This window comes from Dysgonomonas sp. ZJ279 (genome assembly GCF_011039205.1).
Taxonomy (GTDB): domain Bacteria; phylum Bacteroidota; class Bacteroidia; order Bacteroidales; family Dysgonomonadaceae; genus Dysgonomonas.
Map to the genome: position 1 here is coordinate 184,937 of NZ_JAAKEL010000006.1, position 25,475 is coordinate 210,411.

Sequence of the window (25,475 nt, forward strand, 5' to 3'; positions counted from 1 at the left end):
ATCATGATGGCAGAAGGGCATTGTAAAAACTGTGGCAATACGACGAAAAATAGTTATTGCGATATATGCGGACAATCTGCCAAAACAGAGCGTATCAGTTCCCATTATCTCTGGCACGAAATACAACATGGTATATTCCACGTAGATAAAGGTATATTCTATACTATAAGAGAACTTTTCGTAAGACCAGGAGACACATTAAAAGAATACCTGGCAGGCAAAAGGGTAAATCACTTCAAACCGCTTGCTTTTGTTGCTATACTTGCCACTATATATGGCTTCATCACGCATTACTTCCATATCTATCCTGAAATGAAGGTAATAGCGACAACTGACACAAATGCATCAGTTGATTACTCTGCGATTATACTCGATTGGATATACACGCACTATTCGTTGTGTATGTTCCTTACGATCCCCTTTATAGCCGCCTGCTCCTATCTGCTTTTTCGCAAGAATGGGTATAATTACTTTGAGCATCTCATCATTTTCTCCTATATAACAGGTCAGCAAATAATTATATATCTTTTGTGGTGTCCTGTAAATTACTTTTTCCCTGCATCGTGGAGTTTTGGAATTGCAATGTTGACCTCTACCATATATGCAGTATGGGTACTTACTCAATTATTTAAGAAATCGTCATGGACTAAAGCAGCTCTTAAAGCAACACTCTGCCTTATTCTTACTCAGATAGTGTTCCTTATCATAATGATGGTTGTAGTAATTATAATACTATTAACAAAGTACTATATATAATGAATATCAATGGAAAACACATTATTCTCACAGGGGCGTCCGCAGGTATAGGATACGAGATTTTAAAGATACTGACGACTTACAAAAATGTAAAAATAATAGCCGTTGCCCGCCATGTCGATACTATTAAAAGTGTTGAAGGTGTTGTCTTTCCTTTTGTTGCAGATGCCAGTACACAAGAAGGTGTCGATTCCATTTTCACTTTTGCCCGCGAGACAATCGGACGTATAGATCTGTTTATAGCAAATGCAGGATTCGCATATCTCGAAAAACTCGATGCACCAAACTGGAAACACATAGAAAACATATACAACCTCAATACCGTTTCACCGATTTATTCTTTACAGCAATTAATAGAGGAAAAGGCAGATAACAAGGCTTTTGTTTGTATTATATCAGGCGCAGGATTCGTTTCGCTGCCCGGCTATTCTCTTTATTGTTCTACAAAGGCAGCACTACATCATTTTATAGAAACATACAGGTATGAGCAAAATAAAAATCTACAAATAACAGCTGTATATCCAATAGCAACACATACCGATTTCTTCGATAAAGCAACAGGAGAGGTAGATACTCCCTTGCCTTGGCCTAACCAAAATGCAAGAACGGTTGCACGTAAAATAGTAAAAGGCATAGAGAAAGGGCAGAAAAAAATATACCCGTCGTTACTGTTCCGTATATTTTACCCCATAGGAAGAGCATTCCCCGTATTTTTGAAGCTATATTCGTTAATGGAAAAGAGGAAAGTAAGAAATTGGTTATAACCTGCTTGCCTTATACCTTTCAAATATCTTATATCCCAATATTCCTATCATTATACCGAAAGCCATTCCACACAAAACATCCAACGGATAATGTTTTGCCAGATATATACGGCTATAAGCAACTGCTGTAGCCCAGCTCAATATAGCACAAGTATATATCTTATTCCGGAAAAACAACAAAGAGAAGACAGCCATACAATATGAAGATGATGAATGCGAAGAGAAAAAGCTATAACTGCTCTCGTATTCTTCGATAGCATGGAGAATGTCATTCCAAGCATCGATATGTATCGGACGGGCGCGGGCAACAAATAGCTTCAATATATTGGTCAGTACAATGCAAGCACCAACCGAAAAGACGAGGAATATAGGTGCAGATTTACGCCAGACACCTCCTTTATAAATCATGAAGAAGATAATTAACAGACATACAATTGTCCACGAAGCAAAAGAACTTAAACCAAGCATAATAGGATCCAACCAATCGTAATGTTTACTATTAAGATAAAGTAAAAGCTCTTTGTCCCAGTCTATAATAGTTGATAAATGCATAAATAATCCGGTAATATTTAATTCGAGAACAAAGTAAAGCGTTTTATGTTTAATCAGATAGATATAAACATATTTTATAGCGTATCGAAAAACCCTATGTTGCAACATACATAAGGTATCAAATATTATTTTACCTTTGAATCATTAACATACTAAATAACCATATCATGAAAAGTAGTGCCAGAAAAACTCTTGATGAATTTATTATCGAAAGACAAGACGACTTTCAGTATTCTACCGGAGAACTCTCAAGACTCCTTAACTCTCTCCTATTAGCAGCAAGAGTTGTTAGCTATAAAATTAACAAAGCAGGTTTGGTTGATATTATTGGTGGTGTAGGGAGCACTAACATACAAGGGGAAGACCAGCAGAAGCTTGACTTATATGCCAATGATGTATTCATCCAAACACTTGTCAATAGAGAAATCGTATGCGGTATAGCTTCGGAAGAAAACGATAACTTCATAACAATACAAGGCTTCGACGAAGGTCATAATAATAAATATGTTGTACTGATGGATCCTTTGGACGGATCTTCGAATATAGAAGTGAATGTATCTGTAGGAACAATATTCTCGGTCTATCGCCGGGTGTCACCAGTTGGCACACCAGTCGCTATGTCTGACTTCTTACAGCCGGGCGACAAGCAAGTAGCAGCGGGGTATATCCTCTATGGGACATCGACCATGTTCGTTTACACAACCGGGCGTGGAGTAAATGGATTTACATTGAATCCTGCTATCGGAAGTTTCTACCTGTCACACCCTAAAATGACCTGCCCTAAAGATGCCAATATCTATTCGGTAAATGAAGGCAACTATGTTCATTTTCCACAGGGAGTGAAAGATTATATTAAATACTGTCAGGAGGAAAAAGAAGATCGTCCTTATACATCACGATATATCGGAAGTCTGGTATCAGATTGTCACCGTAATCTGATTAAAGGAGGGGTGTACTTCTATCCATCCACATTCAAAACCCCGAAAGGTAAGCTGCGTCTGCTCTACGAATGCAATCCCATGGCATTTATTACCGAACAAGCGGGCGGAAGCGCAACCGATGGAAAAAGGCGCATAATGGAAATAGAGCCAACCGAGCTCCATGAACGCACACCATTTTATTGTGGCAGCACGAACATGGTAGAGAAAATCAAAGATTTTATACAAAAAGCAGAAGAAAAAGAAAAGAAATAATTTCACACAAAAGGCCCCTATGATCAACTTTGAGATATTATAGGGGCTTTAGATTACATCGTACCATGGAATTCAATTATCAACTCGAAGAGAGAGACTTTCTCAATTTTCAACTTTATTTTGCATCGAAGAGCCCTCAGATAAAGAAGCAACGATCGACAGCACGCATACTAGGTGCAATAGTCTTATTTCTGATGGCAATTTTATTCTTTGCTACAAATGAACGATTTGAGGCCTATTATTTTCTGGCTTCCACAGTTATTATCTTGATGGTCTATCCTTATCTTTCTGCTTTGGCTCTGAAATACTCTTTCAAAAAATTCGTGAAAAATAATTATAGAGAAGAGTGCCCCAAATCAATTAGATTGAAAATAGATCATGCCACGATAGAGTCTATCGAAGAAAAAGGGCATAGCAAATTCGACATCAGAGATCTAACGAAAATTACTGAGATAAAGAATTATTTCTTTATACACACCGATGAAATTACTGCCATTATAATCCCTAAAAATCAACTGGAAAATACAGATAATATACGGAATTATTTAAGTAGAATAGCCGACGATCATAATATACCATTCGATAACGAACCAAATTGGAAGTTTAAATAAATCTTATTTAGCGAATTTTATATTTAAAAAGTGCTTTTTTCATCGGAGGATTGCAAACTCAAGATTACATTTTAGTATATTTGTAGAGATATAGTGGTCAATTAAGGCTACCTATTGAGACTAAATATTTATCATATCTACAATACATTTAAATTATGGACTTAATAAAGCAAATCATTGAACGAGCCAAATCGAATAAACAACGTATTGTCCTTCCCGAAGGCACAGAAGAAAGAACAATAAAAGCAGCAGACCAGCTTCTGAGAGATGGTGTAGCGGATATTATTCTGATTGGCAATCCGTCGGAGATACAAAGTTTAGCGACAAAACTTGGTCTGAAAAACATAGACAAAGCGACAATTATTGATCCACTTAATTATAGTCAAAAAGAAACATATGCAAATCTACTTTTCGATTTACGAAAAGCGAAAGGTATGACTATCGAGCAAGCAACCAAACTGGCAGAAGACCCATTGTATCTTGGCTGTTTAATGATTAAAAACGGTGATGCTGATGGCGAAATAGCAGGAGCACAGAATACAACAGGCGATGTACTTCGTCCTGCCCTTCAAATTATAAAAACTGCACCCGGAATTAGTGTTGTATCAGGAGCATTCTTAATGTTTACACAAAATAAGGAATACGGAAAAGATGGATTGCTGTTCTTTGCAGATTGTGCAGTAACCCCCGATCCAACTGCTTCGCAACTAGCAGAAATCGCTGTAGCCACAGGACATACAGCTCGTGCACTTACAGGTGAAGAGCCTCAAGTGGCTATACTTAGTTTCTCATCGAAAGGCAGTGCGAAACACCCACTGGTTGATAAAGTAATAGAAGCTACTCAATTGGCACAAAAAATAGATCCTACTTTAAGTCTTGATGGCGAATTACAAGCCGACGCAGCAATTGTACCTTCGGTAGGTGCAAGCAAAGCACCGGGGAGTAAAGTAGCAGGACATGCAAACGTATTGGTATTCCCTTCGCTAGAAGTGGGTAACATTGCTTACAAACTTGTGCAACGATTAGGAAATGCCGAAGCGGTAGGTCCTATTCTTCAAGGAATGGCAGCACCGGTGAATGACCTTTCGCGTGGATGCTCGGTGGATGATATCTATAAAATGGTAGCAATAGCAGCTAACCAAGCTATCGCAGCAAAGAATAAATAATAAAAATCAACTAAATTATATATGGCAGAAATTATAGAACCTATCGAAGAATTCGGACTGAGCCGTAAGGACAGAAAAAAGTCTCTCTTCACAAAAATAGGAGTTGTCGGATGCGGACACGATGGTAGAAGTATCGTTAGCCTGACAGCCCTTTCGGGGATGGAAGTTATCTTTATTGAAGTTTCACAAGAAAGAATACAAGAAGCCCTAAAAGATATAGAACACGGTTTGGATACCAAGATCGAAAACTGGGGACTGACTCAAAGTGAGAAACGAGGAACTATGGCGCGCATAAAAGGCTCGCTCAGCTATGGTGACCTCCGCGATTGTGACTTTGTAATAGAATGTATCCGTTACGAAGCTAATGGAGAGAGAAGTACCGAGTTGCGTAAAGAAGTATTCAGAAATCTCGAACAGGTATTATCTGCCGAATCGATTATTGCTACAAATGCAACAACCGTAATTATCAGCGAACTAGCTGCCGAGTTAGTACATAAAGAAAGATGTATCAGTCTACATTTCCCCATAGCGCACAACGAAGCACGCTTACTGGAAGTTGTCAGCGGAACCTTCACGTCCAAAGAGGTACTTGAAAAAGTAAACCTCTTTGCCAATATGATAAAATACACCCCTATTTCCGTACACGAAAGTAGCGGACTCGTTAGTCTTCGCCTCATGATAACAATGCTGAACGAAGCTTGTCAGATTTGGATGGAAAACGTAGCCTCTATGGAGGATATCGACAAAGAGTTTACCATTATCTATGGTCAACGTTATGGAATCTTCCATATGGCAGATATTATAGGAATAGAAAAAACTGTAATGCTGATGGAAGACATGTTTCATGAGTATGGAGACAAAAAATACAAAGCCTCGCCAATACTATGGCGCTTATACCGGTCGAAACAAACAGGTGTACAGGCTGGAAGAGGTTTCTATATATACGATGAAACAGGTAAACAACTTGGTCCAAACAAATTAATTTAAGAGCATGAAGATATTAGTATTGAACTGCGGAAGTTCTTCTATCAAATATAAGCTTTTCGACATGAAAAGCAGTGAAGTATTGGCTCAGGGAGCAATCGAGAAAATCGGATTAAAAGGGTCTTTTATGAAATTCCCTCTTCCCAATGGAGACAAAGTAATTCTCGAAGGTGAGATACTTGAGCATCAAGCAGGTATAGAGTATATACTAGGTGTATTAACAAGTGAGAAATATGGCTGTATTAAATCGCTCGACGAAATAGAAGCCGTAGGACATCGTGTTGTGCATGGCGGAGAGAAATTCAACAATAGTGTATTGCTTACGGATGACGTGATTCTGCAAGTAGAAGAGTGTATCGAACTAGCTCCTCTACACAACCCACCGAATCTTGCCGGTATATATGCCGTGAAAGAATTGATGGGAGACATCCCTCAAGTAGGTGTTTTTGATACAGCATTTCATCAAACAATGCCACCGAAATCTTATATGTACGGATTACCTTATTCATTGTATGAAAAGTATGCCATACGCCGTTACGGTTTCCACGGAACAAGCCACCGCTATGTATCACGTAAAGCATGTGAATTATTAGATGTTCCTTATGAAGAGCAACGCATCATCTCTGCCCATATAGGCAATGGAGGTTCACTTGCTGCTATCAAAGACGGCAAGTCGATAGATACCACCATGGGCATGACCCCTGTGGAAGGATTATTAATGGGAACGCGTTCGGGAGACGTAGATGCCGGTATAATCTCTTTCGTAATGGAAAAAGAAAATATTGGAACACAGGCAATATCTACTCTTGTTAACAAACATAGTGGTCTACTTGGTATATCCGGAGTATCGTCCGATATGCGCGAAGTACAGTCGGCTATGAAAGCTGGAAATGAAAGAGCAAAACTAGCTTTCGATATGTTTGAATACCGCATCAAAAAATATGTTGGGGCTTATGCTGCTGCACTAGGCGGAGTTGATATCCTTATCTTCACAGGAGGAATTGGTGAAAACCATTCTATATCACGCGAGATTATTTGTGGCAACATGGAGTACATGGGTATAGAACTTGATCTGGATAAAAACAATGAAATTCACGGGGAAGAAGCTGTCATCAGTACTCCTAATTCAAAAGTGACAGTAATAGTCGTGCCTACTGACGAGGAGTTCATGATTGCTTCAGACACTATGGAAATAGCAGGTAACTAACTGTAAATAAAGAACAATCTATATTTTATATAATTATTAGGGCAGCAGTTGTTGCCCTAATTTTATTATTAAAATATTTTAACAATATATGTATAAAATAAGCCGATTTAGCTTGTTTTATTCACATTGTTTAAGTAAGAAACCTTAAACAGGAGCGGTTTTGAGGGCTATAAAGTTAAACAAATTTAAGTGCGTCTAATTAACCCCCTAATTGTTTGGAGTTGCATTTCGTTTGCTGTACATTTGTAATGTGTTTTTCATAGTATTAGATTTAAGGTTAACAATGAAGATTGGTTGTCGGGATGACAACCTTTTCTTTTTTTATAGCATACAGCATTTTAAATAGATATTTACTGGAAACTATATCGTTTTGAATTATAATAACTACCAACGACTAATTAATAGTCATCAGCCTCCACATAGTAATAGCTTAATTTTAGAATAATATTAAATCATAGATTTGTCTTAAGATTTAAGTTATTAATTAAATTTGCTATTATGAGAACAAGACTATTAATTACACTATTAGCGCTAACTTCTATTTTCGCTCAAGCGAGAGACTTTTTTTCGCTGAAAGATTTACAACCAAATGACACATTCAGAATTAAAATAACTTTAGCTGATGGAATAGTCGGTCATAGTTCTATTTGGGATTTTGATCAGGTGCAAAAAATAGAAGTACAATTCGACGTACTGTCAGTACATAAAGATTCTATCAGGCTGGGTGTTAAACCAACTAATTGGTTTGCGCATTTTCAGGATGAGAATCAATATAATCCATATAGCCTCTTTCAATTCTATAGTTATTATGATTCTTACTTTTTAGGTCCTTGGAATGGGGAAAAAGGGTTTTACTTATTTAAAGATAACAATGTCGTCGTTGCAATAAATAAAAACAACGGAGACTTTTCCACAACCTTTATTCCCATACCAGAGGAAAAGGAAGGGTATGGCCATGTAAGAAGAAACTGGTATAGCGATTTACCACAAATGTCAACAGGACTAAAAATAAGAGATAATAGTGCTCCATTTGCAAGTATTTCATTAGATTTTGAGAAAGTTCTAAACGCATCTGTCCAAGGATTTATAGGCAGTTGGATCAAAAAAAGCAAAGACGGCAATCCGATGCCATGGTTCGTTGATTTAATGGATATTATAACACCGGTTGTACAAAAACCAATTTTTGTACAAATAGTCTCTGCTTCGTTCGATCTTTATCCTAATATACATCTTTCATACAAGCCTTCAAAGGATATACCCGAGGATAGGATATTTATTGTGAATGGCAGTAAAAAAATCAGACCTATAAAAAAAGAACCAAATGGCACATATATTTTTAACTTTTTCATATCCTCACCCAAGCGATTAAGTATCAATGATATTTTATTAGATGTTACTCCCGACGATTCGCAGAATATAATATATAATACTACAACAAACAATTATACGTTCGAAGGTAAAGGATCTGCAAACAGTGCTTATACTAATGCGATAGTAAAACTTTATAGTACACCGTCCGAATTATATGAAAACAATCGGATAGAAGAACTTACACCGCAACAGATAGATGATTTTTTTAAACTCAAAGAAACTTCCTATAAGGTTGTATTGGCAAACCATGCCAAGGGTATGAACAAGTACTGGATAAGATCAGCAGAATTGTCATACGATTATTGGTTTGCATCACAAAGATTATACCTTGACAATGAAATGACGAAGCAAAATCTCGGAAGAGGAATAAATCGTATACCTCAACACCCGATTCCGTGGTATAGTCCCAAGTTTGCGAATCTATTCCCAATTACCGATTATTTATATCAGCCTTATACCTACGATGATTTTCTGAATAACTACTTCAGCTATAAGGCATGGCAGACTAATGATGATATGCTTACCGGAATGAGGTACCTTCAGGAACATATTCCCAAATATTACTTTGCAGATGCTATATTTTGGGGTTATCCGCGATTTTATTTGACAGGAGAAACCCTCAAATATTTAATGACAGGCTTTCACTTGAGTGATAGCCAGAGAGAATATGAAGATTTTTTGAGAAAATGTTATCAACCTGAAATACGAGAAACTATAATTGCCATGCGTGAACAATTGGAGAAAGTGGAACCCGGAGCGAATATTAAAAATCTTGATCTTGCCATTCAACAAGATATTCCACTAAAAGACAAAGCAGACGGCTACATCGTTTTACTTGTAGATGACGAATTCAACGAAACCATTGAGGGAAATCTGAAAAATACAAATGAGAATATAGATAAGGAGAACCTAAAGGATAAAATCAAATTATGTATTATTACATCAGATTCCCAAAAAGCATTTTTTAATGATAAAACGGACATCCACTTTGTATCCGATACAAAATTATACGACTATTACGATAAAGTTATCAGCAGGAAAGGAGACTACATCATAATGAGGGATGACGGAACTATTATAGACAGGACTTTAGGAAATTACAATGATTCAGGTCATTTCATCACCAATATTATAAAGACAGATATTGAAAAGCAAAAAAATCAACACACTGCCTCAAACGGTATGTTGACCCCAGTTATTTTGTCCTCACTTTTCTCTATGGTCGTAACATTCTTTATCGTACGTTTGGTTATTAAACGACGCGAACGAATCCGCAGGCATATATCCGAACTTGAACTAAAGGCTATCCGCGCTCAAATGAATCCACACTTCACATTCAACGCATTAGGTTCGATACAGAATCTCATAAATCAGAAAAAGAATAAAGAGGCTAACGATTATTTAGTTAACTTTGCTAAATTGCTTCGTATGGTATTGTCAACATCCGAAAAAAGGCTTATTTCTCTTTCGGAAGAAATAGAACAATTGGAGCTGTATCTTCGTCTCGAACAGTTGCGTGTCCCTTTCCTCTATACTATTAATGTGGATAAGAATATTTATATAGAGAATGAGGAGATTCCCGGAATGCTCATTCAACCAATTGTTGAAAATGCAATTAAACACGGGATTGTACCCAAAGGCGGCGGACAAATAAAATTGAATTTCAACCTTATCGGCCATGTACTGTATGTTATCGTCACAGACTCGGGGTCGGGATGTTTCCAATCTGAAAATACTTCGCCAAGCGGTTTCGGTTTACAGGCAGTACACGAGCGCTTGAAATTGTTGAGTAAGGAACTTAATTTGGAAATAGGGATGAAAATAGAAAACATTGCGACAGATGGTAAAACAACAGGGTGTATGGTGACAATATCCATACCTGTTTAATATTTGATGATAAATGATTAATATCCCTATACGCGCAATTATTGTAGAAGATGAGCAGAATAACCGCGAGAACCTGCAAAAACTTCTTGCTAAATATTGCTCTTCTATGGAAATAATTGGTTTGTGTACATCTGCGCTCGAAGGCCGGCAAAAGATCGTTGAACTCAGACCCGATTTGGTTTTTCTCGATATAGAGATGCCGGGAGGCGATGGTTTCTCAATGCTCGAAAGTCTTTGTATATTTGACTTTGAAGTGATATTTGTAACAGCTTTCACCAGTTATGCCATTAAGGCAATCAAGTTTTCGGCTCTTGATTACATCGTAAAACCAATAGATATAATGGAACTTCTCAAAGCGGTTGACAAAGCAAAAGAAAAAATTCATAAAAAACAGCAAAACTCCCGAATGCACAATCTGCTGGACAACAGAAACAGGGAAGGAAATAAAAAAGTGATTGCCTTACCATTGTCGGATAAAATTGAATTTGTTGAAATAGCCAATATCATACATTGCCAAGCGGATGGAAACTACACGTTTTTTCATCTTAAAGACGGAGTAAAACTATTGATTTCCAAAACACTAAAGGAGTATGACGAATTACTTTCCCCTTTAAATTTCCTAAGAGTACATCAATCTCATCTGATAAATCTCGATGAAGTAAAAAGTTTCGTAAAAACTGATGGGGGATATATTCAAATGAAAGATGGCACAAGTATAACCATATCCCGACAAAGAAGAGAAATGGTACTTCGCATTTTACATAAGAATGACTTCAAAGTTCGATAAACAATAATCAAGATAAATACTGCACTAAAGCATGGGCACAGGGAAAAAGTTTTGCTCATCATTACTTCAAGAAAAACAATTGAATATCAAGGTAAAACAATAAATACACATATGGATTTCAGAACAAAAGTAGAGATACAATCATCAGATTTAGACATTACTCATCACAACAGATTAGTAATGCTGGGCTCTTGCTTTATCGAAAGCATTGGCGAAATGTTAGAAAATAGTAAGTTTACAGTCAATCTCAATCCTTTTGGCATACTATACAATCCGCAGTCCATAAGTCAGGCATTACATATATTGATAGATGGCAAACCTTTTGCAAAGGAGGATATATTTGAATACAAAGGACTATTTCATAGTTACCACCATCATAGCCGATTCTCGAATACCGATAAAGATGAATGTTTGGCAAAGATTAATCAAAGCCTCAAGTTTGGCTCCGATGATCTAAAAAAAGCCGATATCCTTTTCATCACATTCGGCACTGCCTATGTATATAAATCGAAAGAGTTAGATCTGATAGTCAGTAACTGCCATAAATTGCCTGCGACACAATTTGACCACTATAGACTTGATGTGGATACAATAGTAAATGACTGGAACAATCTGATAAACGAATTACAAACGATAAATCCCAAGCTTAAGATACTGTTTACAGTAAGCCCTATTCGCCACTTTAAAGACGGAGCTCATGAAAATCAGCTAAGCAAATCGACTTTACTGCTGACTGTAGATAAAATATGTAAACAAAATAAGAATACAGATTATTTCCCATCATACGAGATTGTACTGGACGAACTGCGCGACTACCGCTTTTACAACGAAGATATGATACATCCCAACACCACTGCCATCAAATATATTTGGGAAAGATTCGGTGAGACTTACTTTAGTAAAGAAACACATTCTATAATCAATGAATGGTTAAAAATAAATTCTGCGATACAGCACCGTCCCTTCAACGAAAACAGCCCGGAACATAAACATTTTTTAAAGCAAACTTTGTTAAGGCTGAATGAATTCAACAAGAAATATCCATACATTTGTTCCGACAAAGAAGTCTCTAATTTAGAGGCGCGTATATAGGATTAAACGACACGCGAAATATGAAATATTCGATAAACGAAATAGCTAAGATTCTTGATTATAAAAAGTCGGATCTAAATGATTCTACAATTAGCATTCTGTTGACGGACAGTCGTCAATTATTTTTTCCCGCAGAAACTCTTTTTTTCGCACTTACTACAAAAAATAACGATGGACATAAATATGTATCGGAACTTTATAATAAGCAAGTACGCAATTTTGTTGTAAAAACTATTCTACCCGAATGGAATGATTATACAGATGCTAACTTCATTGTCGTATCTAATACTTTAAACGCCTTACAGCGTTTAACAGCCCATCATCGTAACCGTTTCGATATACCAATCATCGGCATTACAGGTAGCAACGGTAAAACAGTTGTGAAAGAATGGCTCTATCAGATACTTCACGAAAGCTTTAATATCACACATTCGCCTCGCAGTTATAATTCTCAGATCGGAGTTCCTCTGTCAGTATGGCAAATGAACGATCATACACAATTGGGTATTTTTGAGGCAGGAGTATCCCAGCCCGAAGAAATGGCCAAACTAGAGGGGATTATCCGCCCCACCATTGGTATTCTGACGAATATTGGACAAGCACATCAGGAGGGTTTCAAATCTGTAAAGCAGAAGTGTTTGGAAAAGCTCGAACTTTTCATCAATTGTGATGTCATTATCTGCGAAGAGGAAAATGAATTGATCGACGAATGCATGGAAATAGCATGTTTATCGCAGAAACGACTGACATGGTCGCGCAAGGGATCGAGCAAAAGTCCGTTGTATGTACGCAAGGTAGAAAAGAATAATACCTCAACTACTATTCATTATGCAATGCTTGGTTTTTCTTCGCAAGTTACTATCCCTTTTACTGATAGTGCTTCGATAGAAAATGCTATTCACGTTCTGGCAACTGCCATGTATCTACACATGCCGCTTACCGAGATTAACAGTCGCATGGAAAATCTCGAACCTGTAGCCATGCGGTTGGATGTACGTCAAGGCAAGAATAATTGTACATTGATTAACGACTCTTACAATTCAGATATTAACTCCCTGAACATTGCTCTTGATTTTCTGGCCCAGCGGGCAACCGACAGCAACCAGAAAAAAGTACTTATCTTATCCGACATCCCTCAATCAGGGTTATCGACAAAAGAATTATACTATCTCGCATCTAACCTTGTTATAAATAAGAAGATAGATGTACTTATCGGTATCGGAAAAGAGATATCGAACCACAAAGATATGTTTAAATCAATCGAAAGCTATTTCTTCGACAACACGAACGACTTTATACTATCCGACCTCTGGCATACCAGTTTCCACGATATGTTTATTTTACTAAAAGGTGCAAGAAGTTTTTCTTTCGAAGCCATTAATAAATTATTGGAAGTAAAAACCCACGAAACTGTTTTAGATATTGATCTGGACGCCATCGTACACAATTTTAATTTTTACAAATCGCGCCTCAAACCAAATACCAAAATGATTTGTATGGTGAAAGCTGACGGATATGGTGCCGGATCGACCGAAATAGCTAAAACACTTCAATACCACAAATGCGATTATTTGGCTGTTGCTGTTGCAGAAGAAGGTGTTGCGTTGCGCAAAGCAGGTATTACAGTACCCATTATAGTATTAAATGCAGAGGTAGGAGGATTTGAAGAACTAGCCACATATTCATTAGAGCCGGAAGTTTATAATTTCAGAATACTTGATGCTTTTATCAAAGAAGCACGGATGCAAGGAATCGTTAACTATCCTATTCATATCAAAATAGACACAGGAATGCACCGCCTTGGGTTTACCAAAGAAGATATTTCTGATCTGGAGAATCGCATACAAAAACAGAATGGTGTACGCATACAATCTGTTTTCTCGCATCTGGCTGCCAGCGAAAGCTGGGGTTTCGATGATTTTACTACCGAGCAGATAAAAACATTCAAAGAAATAGCCGGAGAGATAGAAAGCACCTGCCAATATCCTATACTAAAACACATCCTAAACTCGGCAGGAATAGAACGCTTCCCCGAAGAGCAAATGGACATGGTGCGCCTAGGCATTAGCTTGTACGGTGTAAGTGCCAGCGGACTGGATGGGCTTAGAAATGTTTGTACCCTTAAAACTACCATCTTACAAATAAAACATATCAATAAAGGAGAAACTGTTGGATACGGACGTAAAGGTCATTTCGATCACGATGCTACTATCGCAACCATCCGTATCGGATATGCCGACGGCATCAGTCGCCAGTTTGGCAATGGTACAGGCAGTGTATTGATAAATGGACATACTGCCCCTATCGTGGGCAACATCTGCATGGATCTATCGATGATCGATGTCACCGGCATTGATGTAAAAGAAGGGGACACCGTCACCGTTTTCGGTTCCGACTTATCCCTGATTGATCTGGCAAATAAAATAAATACTATTCCTTACGAAATACTTACCTCTATATCACATCGGGTAAAGCATATTTATTATAAAGAATAATTGTTCGTTTATGAACTTTTGATACTGACAAGTTGTTAAAATTAGTAACAGAGTTGTAAAAAATAAAACGCCATTATACCTACAACCTCTAAAACTTTTACTATTTTTGTGACATATACATAGTTGCATAAACAATTAATGTCGATAAATCAAACTAACGAATATGCTTAAAAAGAGTTTCGGAGCAGCCCTTCTTTTCTTTTTTGCTGTGACAGGTACTGTTTTTTCCCAACAGTATCTGAGTCTCGAAGATTGCCGTAATCTGGCCATAGAAAACAACAAAGCTCTCAAAATTGCAACAGAACAAGAACGAGTAGCCTATTATGAAAAGAAAGACGCATTTACAAAGTATTTCCCCGATATATCCTTCAATGGAGCCTATCTCAGAAATCAAAAGAATCTGAATTTAATCAATTCAGCAGCCATCCCTTCATCCATAGACATCCCACCTATAGCAATACCTCCGGCCATAAATTATCCGGGAGGCTCAGTGGATATAAGTGATGTAAGAAATCAAATTCTGAAAGCCGGTGAACTAGACATCAAAAATGTATGGGTTGGAGGTTTCAATCTTACCCAACCTATATTTATGGGCGGAAAAATCATTGCATATAATGATTTACGCTCTTATGCAGAAGATCTCGCCGGAACAATGAAAGATACAAAAACAACAGAGGTAATAATGGAAGTCGATCAGACCTACTGGCAGGTTGTATCCATAGCAAATAAGAAGAAATTGGCCGAAGCTTATGTAAATCTGCTGCGAAAAATGGATTCAGATATCGCAGCAATGGAAAACGAAGGTGTAGCAACAAAAGCCGATAAGTTATCTGTAAATGTGAAATTGAACGAAGCAGAAATGACTTTGACCAAAGCAGAGAATGGATTAAGCTTATCAAAGATGTTACTTTCACAAATATGCGGACTTGAAATAAGCGATCAAATAATACTCAAAGATGAGAATATAGAAAGCCTTCCCACAAATGAGAATGAAGCTATTCCAAACATCGACGAAGCTTTAGCAAACAGAACCGAAGTGAGAAGCCTTGAATTGGCAACTAAAATATACGGGAAGAAAGAAAAAATAGCACAAGCCGAATTTATGCCTAACATTGCTTTTATGGCAAATTACATCTGGACCAACCCGAATGGATTCGACGGATTTCAAAACAAATTCGGAGGTATGTGGAACGTCGGTGTAATAGTAAAAGTTCCACTTAACTTTTTTTCCAGTACAGCTAAATTAAATGTAGCGAAAGCCGAAACACGTATCAAACAATACGAACTGGCTGAAGCCAAAGAAAAGATCAAACTGCAAGTGAATCAGGAAGCATATAAACTGGCTGAAGCGAACAAAAAACTGATTGCCACAACCAAAAACACAGAGAAGGCTGACGAAAACTTAAGGTATGCCAATGTTGGATTCGAAGAAGGTGTTATTTCCGCTGCCGATGCTTTGGCCGCTCATACTGCGTGGATGTCTGCACACTCCGAAATGGTAGACGCACAAATAGACCTTATGCTTTGCAAAATATATCTGAACAAAGCACTGGGACGCAAATTATAAGTAAGTAATAAAACAAAAATATAATGGAGACAGAAAATAAAAAATCAGGATCAAAGCTTATCCCTATCATCGCTTTTTCGGCAGTAATCATAGCCGTGGGGCTATATGGTTTCTTCTTTTTGAATCAGGAAGATAATATCATACAAGGTGAGGCAGATGTTACCGAAGTACGTATTTCGAGTAAAGTACCGGGACGTATATATAAATACACGGTCGAAGAAGGCAGCTATGTGAAAAAAGGAGACACTCTGGCAATACTAAGTGTACCCGACATCGATGCAAAACTTGCTCAGGCAAATGCTGCTGAAGTAGGTGCTGCCGCCCAAAATATGAAAGCGATAAAAGGCGCTCGTGTAGAGCAAATACAAGGAGCGTACGAAATGTGGCAAAAGGCGACAGTCGGTGTAGAGATTGCGCAAAAATCATTCTCCCGCGTACAGAATCTATATGACAAAGGTGTTGTTACCGCACAGAAGCGCGATGAAGTAGAAGCTCAATATAAGGCAGCAGTTGCAACAGAAAAGGCCGCTAAATCTCAGTATGACATGGCAGTGAATGGTGCCGAAAAAGAAGACAAAGAGGCTGCGTTGGCATTGCTAAACAGAGCAAAAGGAGCTGTAGCCGAAGTAGAATCATATATTGCCGAAAGTTATCTTATATCGCCAATAGACGGCAAAATATCCGAGAAGTTTCCAAATGAAGGAGAACTGGTCGGATCAGGTGCTCCTATAATGAATGTAATGAGACTAGACGACAAATGGGGATCATTCAATATCCGAGAAGATCGCTTGAAAAATTTCAAGATGAATGAAACGATCAAAGCTTATGTTCCTGCACTTGACAAAGAAGTAGATATGAAAATCTATTACATCAAAGACTTGGGCTCATACGCAGCATGGAAAGCAACCAAGACAACAGGTCAATACGATAGAAAAACATTCGAAGTAAGAGCCAGATTTACAGGCGACATAGAAGATGTATTACCAGGTATGTCTTTAATAATAAAAGAGTAAAATAACAGAATGGATAGCAATACAGGTTTATTCGCAATCTTCAAAAGAGAGTGGCAACGGATTGTTTCTTCCAAGATATGTATCTGGGGGATATTTGTCACACCTCTGTTATCTATGGTTATTCTACTATGGATGATGAGCAGCGGACTACCTTCGCGCATCCCTATTGCTGTTGTGGATTTAGATAATACTTCTACATCGCGTTCTCTTATCAGGCAATTAGATGCCTTCGAAAAAACAGATATAAAGCTCAAGAGCCTTTCATTCAGAGAAGCACGCCAGCAAATGGAACGGATGGAGGTTTATGCCGTTCTGACGATTCCTCAGAATTTCTCGAAAGATGCTGTATCCGGCAATCAACCGAAATTGGTCTATTATACTAACAATGCATTCCTTATTTCAGGATCATTGCTATTTCAGGATCTAAAAACCGTATCTACTCTTGCAGCTGCAGCCGTTGGATTAAAAACAGGAATAGCAAAAGGCTATACAGAGCTGCAAATAATGCCTATTGTACAGCCCATAACTACACAATCTCACCCATTGGGCAACCCATGGCTTAATTACTCTGTCTATCTTAATAATATGCTTTTACCGGGATTGCTCCAACTACTGATATTGATGTTCACAGTTTCGGCATTGGGTTCGGAAATCAAAGCCGGAACAGGCACCAAACTATTGAAAATGGGGAACAACTCAATACTGAAAGTAATTGCAGGCAAATTACTGCCTTACACAATTATCTTTTCTATTATTGCTTTATTTTTCATGTCCATGTTGTTTTATTACAACCAATTCCCTTTACACAATGGCTTTTGGCCGATGTTTGCAAATTATTTCTGCCTAATTATAGCTGCTCAGGGACTCGGTGTTATTCTGTTTGGTGTATTCCGAAACTATCGGCTGGCTCTCAGCATATCGAGTTTGATAGGAATGGTTACTTTTTCTATCACGGGTTTTTCTTTCTCAGTACTAGCAATGAATCCGAGCCTGTACGCCTTGAGCAATTTATTCCCTTTGCGCCATTTTTTCCTCATATATGTAGATCAGGCTCTCAATGGGATCCCCATAGGATATTCCATGTATCAATATGCAGCACTATTGGCATTTGTGCTTCTTGCATTCTTTTTCTTGGGCGTAATCAAAAAAATGTTCAAGGAAAATGTATATGAATCTTAAGCTAAATAGTATGACAAAATGAAGAAATTATTACTTGACATATATTATGTATGGGTGAATGAACTAAAAGTTGTATTCAAAGACCCTGCTGTGATATTACTATTCTTTATAGTACCTCTCGCCTACCCTGTTTTATATAGTTTTATCTATAACAATGAGACCGTACATAATGTAAAAGCAATAGTTGTCGATGATTCCAACTCTGCCCTTTCACGCGAATTTAAGCGCAAAGTGGATGCAACAGCCGATGTTAAAATCATAGGCTATGCAACTGATATGGAGGAAGCCAAAGAAGCTATGAGGCGAAAAGAGGCTTACGGGATCTATTACATTCCCAGCGATTTTAGCCAAAAGATAAATACAGGGCAACAAACACAGGTAGATATATTTGCTGATATGAGCAGCCTGCTCTTTTACAAGGCTTTGCTACTAAGCGCAACAGAGGTTTCTCTTGACATGGGCGCAAATATACGTGTCAGCGAAACCGGTGGAGAAAGCCGCAAAGAAGATGATATAATTATGCAACCCGTAGAAAACGAATGGATCCCTTTTTATAATATACAAAACGGATTCGCCAGTTTCCTGATACCGGCCATATTGATACTTATTTTACAGCAAACTCTTATCTTGGGCATAAGTACAATAGTAGGCACGCATAACGATAAAAAACGCTTCACAATAGCATCGCATACTGCTGCCGGAAAGAACGTAGGCGCATTAAAATTAACGATAGGAAAAGCATTTTGTTATAGCTCGCTGTATATGCTTATTGCCGTATGGGTGTTACGGATAATCCCTTATATATTTAAATTACCACAAATAGGCGATCCTATAACCATAGCAGTGTTCCTGATGCCGTTCTTATTAGCCGCCACTTTCTTCTCAATGACATTGTCTTATTTTTCTTCTCAGCGTGAATTTGCAATGTTATTATTTGTATTTACAAGTGTTATTTTCGTTTTCATATCGGGAATATCATGGCCATGGACAGCCATACCTGCTCCTTTAAAGGCGATAGCATACATTATACCTTCTACTCCCGGCATACATGGTTTTGTTAAAATAAATACGATGGGCTCAACCTTAATTGACGTCTGGCCCGAATATATTGCGTTATGGATTCAGGCTGCTATTTATTGTACAACAGCCACTTTTATGTACAAATGGTGGATACAAAATTATGATCCTGAATACAAAGGTTTAAACCGACCTATTTCAAAATAAAAAAAAAGGATTGCCTATTCAGACAATCCTTTTCTATTTTAGGAAACAACAGAACTTATCGTCGTTCTATTCCTTCTACATAATTGATAAAGGCTGTATTAACCATTCTATTACCACCAGGGGTCGGATAGTTTCCGGAGAAATACCAATCACCATTATTCTTAGGACATGCCTTATGCAGGTTTTCAATACTTTGGAAAACAAGCTCTACCTCAGCCTTCGTTCCCGGAGGTGTTAGCATTTCGGCCATTTTAACGGATATATCTTCATCTGTAAATGGAGCATATATTTCCTTTACATAATTTATTATTTCCTCTTTCGGCTTATTCTTTTGCGCCACAGACTTCTTATAGACATCATCAACGAGCGATTCCATTCCGCGCTCCTTTAATAGCTCTATGGCTGCTCTAAATGCTGCAAATTCACTCATTCGGGACATATCTATACCATAACAATCGGGATAGCGGATCTGAGGAGAAGAAGAAACAACAATTATTTTTTTAGGGTGTGCCCTGTCAAGCATCTTAATAATACTCTGCTTCAAGGTTGTTCCACGAACAATACTATCGTCAATTACAACGAGATTATCTTCGTAAGGTTTTACCGAATCGTAAGTAATATCATAAACGTGAGCCGCCAAGTCATCACGGCCACTGTCCTGAGCTATAAATGTTCTTAGCTTTATATCTTTAATAACCACTTTCTCAGTGCGAACACGCATAGATAGGATCCTCTCTAACTCTTCTTCGTTGATCGATGATCCTTTTTGTGTGATTTTACGAAGCTTCACATCATTCATGTGTTTATTGAATGCTTCTGTCATACCAAAGAAAGCCACTTCTGCCGTATTTGGAATAAACGAGAATACAGTATTGCGAATATCCGAATCAATCGCTTTCAATATCTGAGGTAAAAGAAGTTTTCCCAGTTCTTTACGCTCTTTATAAATATCAGCATCTGACCCTCGAGAGAAGTAAATACGTTCGAAAGAACATGGTGCAATATTTTTCTTTGGTTCTTGTATTTGAGAAAATTGGATTGCTCCATTCTTTTTAATAATAATCGCCTGTCCGGGTTGCAGTTCCTTAATATCTTCAACATCTCTATTGAGAGCTGTTTGTATTACAGGACGCTCGGAAGCCACAACTACAATTTCGTCATCGTGGTAGTAGAATGCAGGGCGTATCCCCCAAGGGTCACGATATACAAACCCATCGCCACAGCCAATCAATCCACCAATTGTGAATCCACCATCCCAGTGTGCACTTGCTTTGCTCAGCATAAAATGAACATCCAGATTCTCAGCAATAGCATCATTCAGAGCATTACCCTTCAATCCTTTTTCTTTACTAAGCTTATCGTATTGAAATTGAACCTCTCTATCTAGTCCATGACCCAGCGATTCTAACAAAACAAAAGTATCTGCAAAATTACGTGGATGCTGGCCTTCCTCAAGCAAATCTTGAAATAGTTCATCTACATTCGTCATATTAAAGTTCCCAGCTAGTGTAATATTACGTGAGCGCCAGTTATTGCGTCGTAAGAAGGGATGCACATACGACAATCCGCTTTTACCTGTAGTACTATAGCGGAGATGCCCCAAAAACAATTCTCCGGCAAAAGGAAGATTTAAACTTGCATATTCAGGATCATTAAGTTTGTCCGCCGGTACCTTTTCGAAGTTTTGATACACATTTGCAAATATCTCGGAGATAGCACTCGAGCCCGTAGCTCGCTCTCTGAATATAAACTCACTCCCGGGAGGTGAATCTAATTTAACTACAGCCAATCCTGCTCCTTCCTGTCCGCGATTATGCTGTTTCTCCATTAGCAGGTATAGTTTGTTCAACCCATACTGCCAACTTCCGTACTTTTTTTGATAATACTCTAATGGTTTAAGCAGACGTATCATTACGATACCACATTCATGCTTTAAAGGCTCTGTCATAGAAATTTTCCTTGATTTAAGAACGTTTATTCTTTGAAAGGACACAAAGATAAGTGTAAAAATCTGCTTATCCTAAAAAATAATATCAGTTTAATGCATAATTAACACCAATAAAAAACATTAATATAAATACCTGTTTAATAGATAACTAATCCACAAAAACCACATAAAACACCAGTAGCTATAAGAGAGAACGCAAATAAAAATATAAATTTTTTAGTGAGAATGTTTGGATTTTAAATTTTTCATTCTATCTTTGCACTCGCTTTGACAAAGCAACAGGGAGATTCCGTAGCTCAGCTGGTAGAGCACATCACTTTTAATGATGGGGTCCTGGGTTCGAATCCCAGCGGGATCACAAAAAGAGAAAGATATTTCTCGGACAAGTTAAGCAAAACCTCTCTAAACAGCAGTTTAGGGAGGTTTTTTCATTTACTAGCGGACACCTTAAGGAGATCCAAAAGCCAAATTAAACCGAAAAATCGTTACCTATTCGTTACCTGTTTTGTTAGGACAAAAATGGTAACGAATTCTAATATAAGTCCCTGACTTGTTCAGTTTTGTCTACGCAGATACAAAAATTAAGAATTATTTTTGTAAACGTAAATGAATCAGTATGAAATCAACATTCAGAACTCTTTTTTATTTAAGGGAGAACCGACCAAACAGCAACGGGCTTGTACCGATTATGGTTCGCATTACTGTATTGTGCTAACCTAGATTCTAGAAGTAATTAAAAACAAGGTTGTAAAAGAAGGTAAAAAAGTAAGCGTTTGGATTATTTTTACAGCTGATAAAAAACAAGCTCTAAACTATTAGTTATTTATTTTGTTTCAATACTAAGTGGCTGTTGCTAATTACATATTGATTAAAAAAAGATATTTAAAGACATGAAAAATTTAAGCTATTTATTTATATTCTTGCTATTATGCTGTGCACAGGAGTCTATCGCACAGAAAAAAGAACAGACTCAATCTTCTAAACAAGCTCCTTTATATACTGATGCTGAGATAGATCAGCTACTAAAGAAGTTAACCGATCAGGAAAAGATTTCTTTAGTTATTGGCAGAGGGATGGACAATGTTGGAAATCTGGGAGTAATTGATGGAAGAGTGCCTGGAGCGGGAGGGCAAACCCATGATGTACAACGTTTAGGAATTCCAGACATTATTGTTTGTGATGGTCCTTCTGGCATTCGCATCAATCCTACACGCGAAGGAACTACGAAGACTTTTTATGCTACTGCTTTTCCATCAGAAACGGTTTTAGGATCGACATGGAGTAAAGAGCTTGCTCAAAAAATAGGTAAAGCTTTAGGAACAGAGGCTAAAGAATATGGAATAGACGTATTATTAGCTCCTGGTGTAAATATCCAACGTAATCCTCTAGGCGGACGAAATTTCGAATATTTTTCCGAAGACCCTGTATTATCAGGTGTTATGGCAATGAACTTGATCAACGCAGTTCAAGAACTTGGTCTTGGCACATCTCTAAAACATTATGCGGCCAATAATGCCGAGCATAATCGTTTATTTAGCAATTCGTTAGTTAGTGAACGCACATTGCGAGAGCTCTATTTAAGACCTTTTGAGATAGCTGTTAAAGGATCTCAGCCATGGACTATTATGACTTCCTATAACAAACTGAATAACACATATACAAGTGAAAGACGAGATTTAAATTATCAAATTCTCCGTGAAGAATGGGGTTTCAAAGGACTTGTTATGACAGACTGGTATTCAGGCTTTCCTAGTGTAGAGGTTATTCGTGCTGGCAATCAATCTAACGATGTGTCCGCTCAAATTCGATCAGGAAATGACTTAATCATGCCAGGCTCTAAGATTCAATTAGAGGCTGCATTAGAAGATTTAAAATCAGGGAGACTGTCAAAAAAAGACTTAGACTTTGCAGTGCGAAACGTATTGCGTTTGGTTTCTAAATCTCCAACTCCTCTAAAATATAATTATAGTGATTCTCCCAATTTGGAAGCTCATGCAGATTTATCTCGCCAAATTGCAGCAGAGGGTACAGTGATGCTTAAAAACTCAATGACTCTTCCCTTAGCTTCAAACACACGTATTGCTACATTTGGTGTAGGATCTTATCATTTGGTTGTAGGAGGTACAGGAAGTAGCGAAGTTGCAACAGCTTATAAAGTACCAATATATGAAGGCTTACAAAATGCTAACTTTAGCCTATACAAACCTCTGCTTGAAAAATATGTTCCATACGTACAAGATGAAGAGAAAAAAGATATAGAACGCAGAGCTAAGCTTAATGCATTGGCTCCTTTGGGTGTAATATCACAATTAGACATTACAGATGAAGAATTAACTGATGCTGTTGCTAATACAGATGTGGCAATCCTAACTTTTGGACGTAATTCGGCAGAAGAGCAAGACTTAAATATTGATAGCGAATATAACTTAACCCTAGAAGAGGAATTATTATTAAATCGTATTTCAAGGGCGTATAAGAAACAAAATAAAAAAGTTATTGTTGTCTTAAATGTTGGGAGTGTTATGAATACATCATGGGCCGATAAGGCAGATGCTATTTTAGTAACTTGGTTTCCAGGGGCTGAAGGAGGCAATGCTCTGGCAGACATTGTAAGTGGTAAAGTAAACCCTTCGGCAAAAACTACAGCTACTTTTCCTAAGTCTTATGCCGATGTACCTTCTGCAAAAAGTTTCTTTGCAAGTGCAGATTCAGATTATCGGGATATACGATATACAGAAGGAATCTATGTAGGATACCGCTATTATGATAGCTTTAATATTGAAACTTCCTATCCATTTGGATTTGGGCTATCCTATACTTCTTTTGATTACAGTGACTTGAAATTAAACAAGCAAGAGTTTAAAGATGAAATAAAGGTTAGCGTGAAGATTACTAATACAGGAAAACTCCCAGGAAAAGAAGTAGTTCAATTATACGTAGAAGCTCCCAAAGGAACTATAGATAAACCAGTTAAAGTGCTAGTTGATTTCGGCAAAACGAAGCTATTACAGCCAGGTGAATCAGAGATCGTGCAATTATCAATAGGGGCTAAAGAAATTGCTTCATTTCACACCGAAAAAAGTCAGTGGATAGCAGATGCAGGCACATATAAAGTTTTGATTGGAAAATCTAGTCAAGATATCGTTTTAAAATCTGAATTTACGATCGAAAATACGCTAATTGTAGAAAAAGTTAGACCAGCTTTTACTGATCATCTTGATTTTTCGGATTTAAAGAACCAGTAATAAAGACATAATATATGACCTCTTGGAAGTAATGTTAAAGAAGAATACAAATAAACTCATGTATTTTGACAATATACCAGAAATTTTCACTACATCCGGACATAAAAGTTAGGTAGATAGTGGTCTGACAAGACAAAAAGGTATCCTTTTAATCGTTACAAATTCGTTACGGACCAGCTTTTAAAAAATCAAAAGACAGATTATCATACCTATTACGAGATAAAATAGTATTCCAAGTGGGATCACAAGATAAGACTGACTTTCAGAAATGGAAGTCAGCTTTTATTTTATCTCTGCATCTCTCAATTAAATGAAAATCAGCACAAAGAAGAGTATCTAAATTGGATGCAAACATGGCAAGAGGGCGTATAATTTAAAACGTATTGACTATAATAGTAAAAACATCAACCTCCTTATCATACGAGGAGCAATCT

General features: G+C 37.5%; 18 protein-coding genes, 1 tRNA gene and 1 pseudogene. 18 read left to right on the plus strand and 2 right to left on the minus strand.

What is annotated here, in order from left to right; genetic code table 11:
* Window positions 1–3 precede the first annotated feature (3 nt).
* Together G7Y57_RS09865 and G7Y57_RS09870 are read left to right on the plus strand one after the other, a co-directional pair.
* The gene (locus G7Y57_RS09865; RefSeq protein WP_165023156.1) at window positions 4–756 is read left to right on the plus strand and encodes a DUF3667 domain-containing protein; all 753 of its coding nucleotides are present in this window, start codon (window positions 4–6) and stop codon (window positions 754–756) included.
* Window positions 756–1,520, plus strand: a complete 765-nt coding sequence (locus G7Y57_RS09870; RefSeq protein WP_165023158.1) for an SDR family NAD(P)-dependent oxidoreductase — start codon at window positions 756–758, stop codon at window positions 1,518–1,520. The genes G7Y57_RS09865 and G7Y57_RS09870 overlap by 1 nt, the downstream gene beginning before the upstream one ends.
* Here G7Y57_RS09870 and G7Y57_RS09875 read toward each other — a convergent pair.
* Window positions 1,515–2,072, minus strand: a complete 558-nt coding sequence (locus G7Y57_RS09875) for a phosphatase PAP2 family protein (RefSeq protein WP_165023161.1) — start codon at window positions 2,070–2,072, stop codon at window positions 1,515–1,517. The genes G7Y57_RS09870 and G7Y57_RS09875 overlap by 6 nt on opposite strands.
* Window positions 2,073–2,239: 167 nt before the next feature.
* Here G7Y57_RS09875 and fbp point away from each other — a divergent pair, with 167 nt between their 5' ends.
* The 13 genes from fbp (at window position 2,240) to G7Y57_RS09940 (ending at window position 19,848) form a co-directional block, all read left to right on the plus strand.
* Window positions 2,240–3,265, plus strand: coding sequence for a class 1 fructose-bisphosphatase (gene fbp / locus G7Y57_RS09880; protein ID WP_165023164.1), 1,026 nt, complete (start codon window positions 2,240–2,242; stop codon window positions 3,263–3,265).
* A 65-nt stretch (window positions 3,266–3,330) separates the two neighbouring features.
* Window positions 3,331–3,876, plus strand: coding sequence for a YcxB family protein (locus tag G7Y57_RS09885; RefSeq protein ID WP_165023167.1), 546 nt, complete (start codon window positions 3,331–3,333; stop codon window positions 3,874–3,876).
* Between the two features lie 155 nt (window positions 3,877–4,031).
* Complete coding sequence (gene pta / locus G7Y57_RS09890) at window positions 4,032–5,042, plus strand: phosphate acetyltransferase (protein ID WP_165023170.1); 1,011 nt, start codon at window positions 4,032–4,034, stop codon at window positions 5,040–5,042.
* Window positions 5,043–5,063: 21 nt separating this feature from the next.
* On the plus strand, window positions 5,064–6,029 hold the full coding sequence (locus tag G7Y57_RS09895) for a 3-hydroxyacyl-CoA dehydrogenase family protein (RefSeq protein ID WP_165023173.1): 966 nt from the start codon (window positions 5,064–5,066) through the stop codon (window positions 6,027–6,029).
* Between the two features lie 4 nt (window positions 6,030–6,033).
* The gene (locus G7Y57_RS09900) at window positions 6,034–7,233 is read left to right on the plus strand and encodes an acetate kinase (RefSeq protein WP_165023176.1); all 1,200 of its coding nucleotides are present in this window, start codon (window positions 6,034–6,036) and stop codon (window positions 7,231–7,233) included.
* A 498-nt stretch (window positions 7,234–7,731) separates the two neighbouring features.
* On the plus strand, window positions 7,732–10,491 hold the full coding sequence (locus G7Y57_RS09905; protein ID WP_165023178.1) for a sensor histidine kinase: 2,760 nt from the start codon (window positions 7,732–7,734) through the stop codon (window positions 10,489–10,491).
* A gap of 13 nt (window positions 10,492–10,504) precedes the next feature.
* A complete protein-coding gene (locus G7Y57_RS09910; RefSeq protein ID WP_255491399.1) occupies window positions 10,505–11,278 on the plus strand; it encodes a LytR/AlgR family response regulator transcription factor in 774 nt (257 codons plus the stop codon).
* A gap of 111 nt (window positions 11,279–11,389) precedes the next feature.
* Window positions 11,390–12,370, plus strand: a complete 981-nt coding sequence (locus G7Y57_RS09915; protein ID WP_165023180.1) for a GSCFA domain-containing protein — start codon at window positions 11,390–11,392, stop codon at window positions 12,368–12,370.
* A gap of 20 nt (window positions 12,371–12,390) precedes the next feature.
* Window positions 12,391–14,865, plus strand: coding sequence for a bifunctional UDP-N-acetylmuramoyl-tripeptide:D-alanyl-D-alanine ligase/alanine racemase (locus G7Y57_RS09920; RefSeq protein WP_165023183.1), 2,475 nt, complete (start codon window positions 12,391–12,393; stop codon window positions 14,863–14,865).
* A gap of 163 nt (window positions 14,866–15,028) precedes the next feature.
* Entirely contained in the window at window positions 15,029–16,432 is a 1,404-nt protein-coding gene (locus tag G7Y57_RS09925) for a TolC family protein (RefSeq protein ID WP_165023186.1), read from the plus strand.
* A gap of 23 nt (window positions 16,433–16,455) precedes the next feature.
* Window positions 16,456–17,445, plus strand: coding sequence for an HlyD family secretion protein (locus tag G7Y57_RS09930; protein ID WP_165023189.1), 990 nt, complete (start codon window positions 16,456–16,458; stop codon window positions 17,443–17,445).
* Window positions 17,446–17,454: 9 nt separating this feature from the next.
* Window positions 17,455–18,624 (plus strand): ABC transporter permease, encoded by a 1,170-nt coding sequence (locus G7Y57_RS09935; RefSeq protein WP_165023192.1) that lies wholly within the window; start codon window positions 17,455–17,457, stop codon window positions 18,622–18,624.
* A gap of 18 nt (window positions 18,625–18,642) precedes the next feature.
* Window positions 18,643–19,848, plus strand: a complete 1,206-nt coding sequence (locus tag G7Y57_RS09940) for an ABC transporter permease (RefSeq protein WP_165023195.1) — start codon at window positions 18,643–18,645, stop codon at window positions 19,846–19,848.
* A gap of 55 nt (window positions 19,849–19,903) precedes the next feature.
* On the opposite strand, the gene G7Y57_RS09945 is transcribed toward G7Y57_RS09940, so the two are convergent.
* Window positions 19,904–21,796 carry an amidophosphoribosyltransferase gene (locus G7Y57_RS09945; protein WP_165023198.1) on the minus strand — a complete coding sequence of 631 codons (1,893 nt, stop codon included), beginning with the start codon at window positions 21,794–21,796 and terminating at the stop codon, window positions 19,904–19,906.
* Between the two features lie 285 nt (window positions 21,797–22,081).
* On the opposite strand from G7Y57_RS09945, the gene G7Y57_RS09950 reads away from it, so the two are divergent.
* From G7Y57_RS09950 to G7Y57_RS09955, 3 genes and pseudogenes are all read left to right on the plus strand, one after another.
* A tRNA-Lys gene (locus G7Y57_RS09950) sits at window positions 22,082–22,154 on the plus strand.
* Between the two features lie 258 nt (window positions 22,155–22,412).
* Window positions 22,413–22,502 (plus strand): annotated as a pseudogene (locus tag G7Y57_RS18190) (Arm DNA-binding domain-containing protein); the annotation flags it as partial.
* A gap of 184 nt (window positions 22,503–22,686) precedes the next feature.
* The gene (locus G7Y57_RS09955; RefSeq protein ID WP_165023201.1) at window positions 22,687–25,041 is read left to right on the plus strand and encodes a glycoside hydrolase family 3 N-terminal domain-containing protein; all 2,355 of its coding nucleotides are present in this window, start codon (window positions 22,687–22,689) and stop codon (window positions 25,039–25,041) included.
* Window positions 25,042–25,475 lie beyond the last annotated feature (434 nt).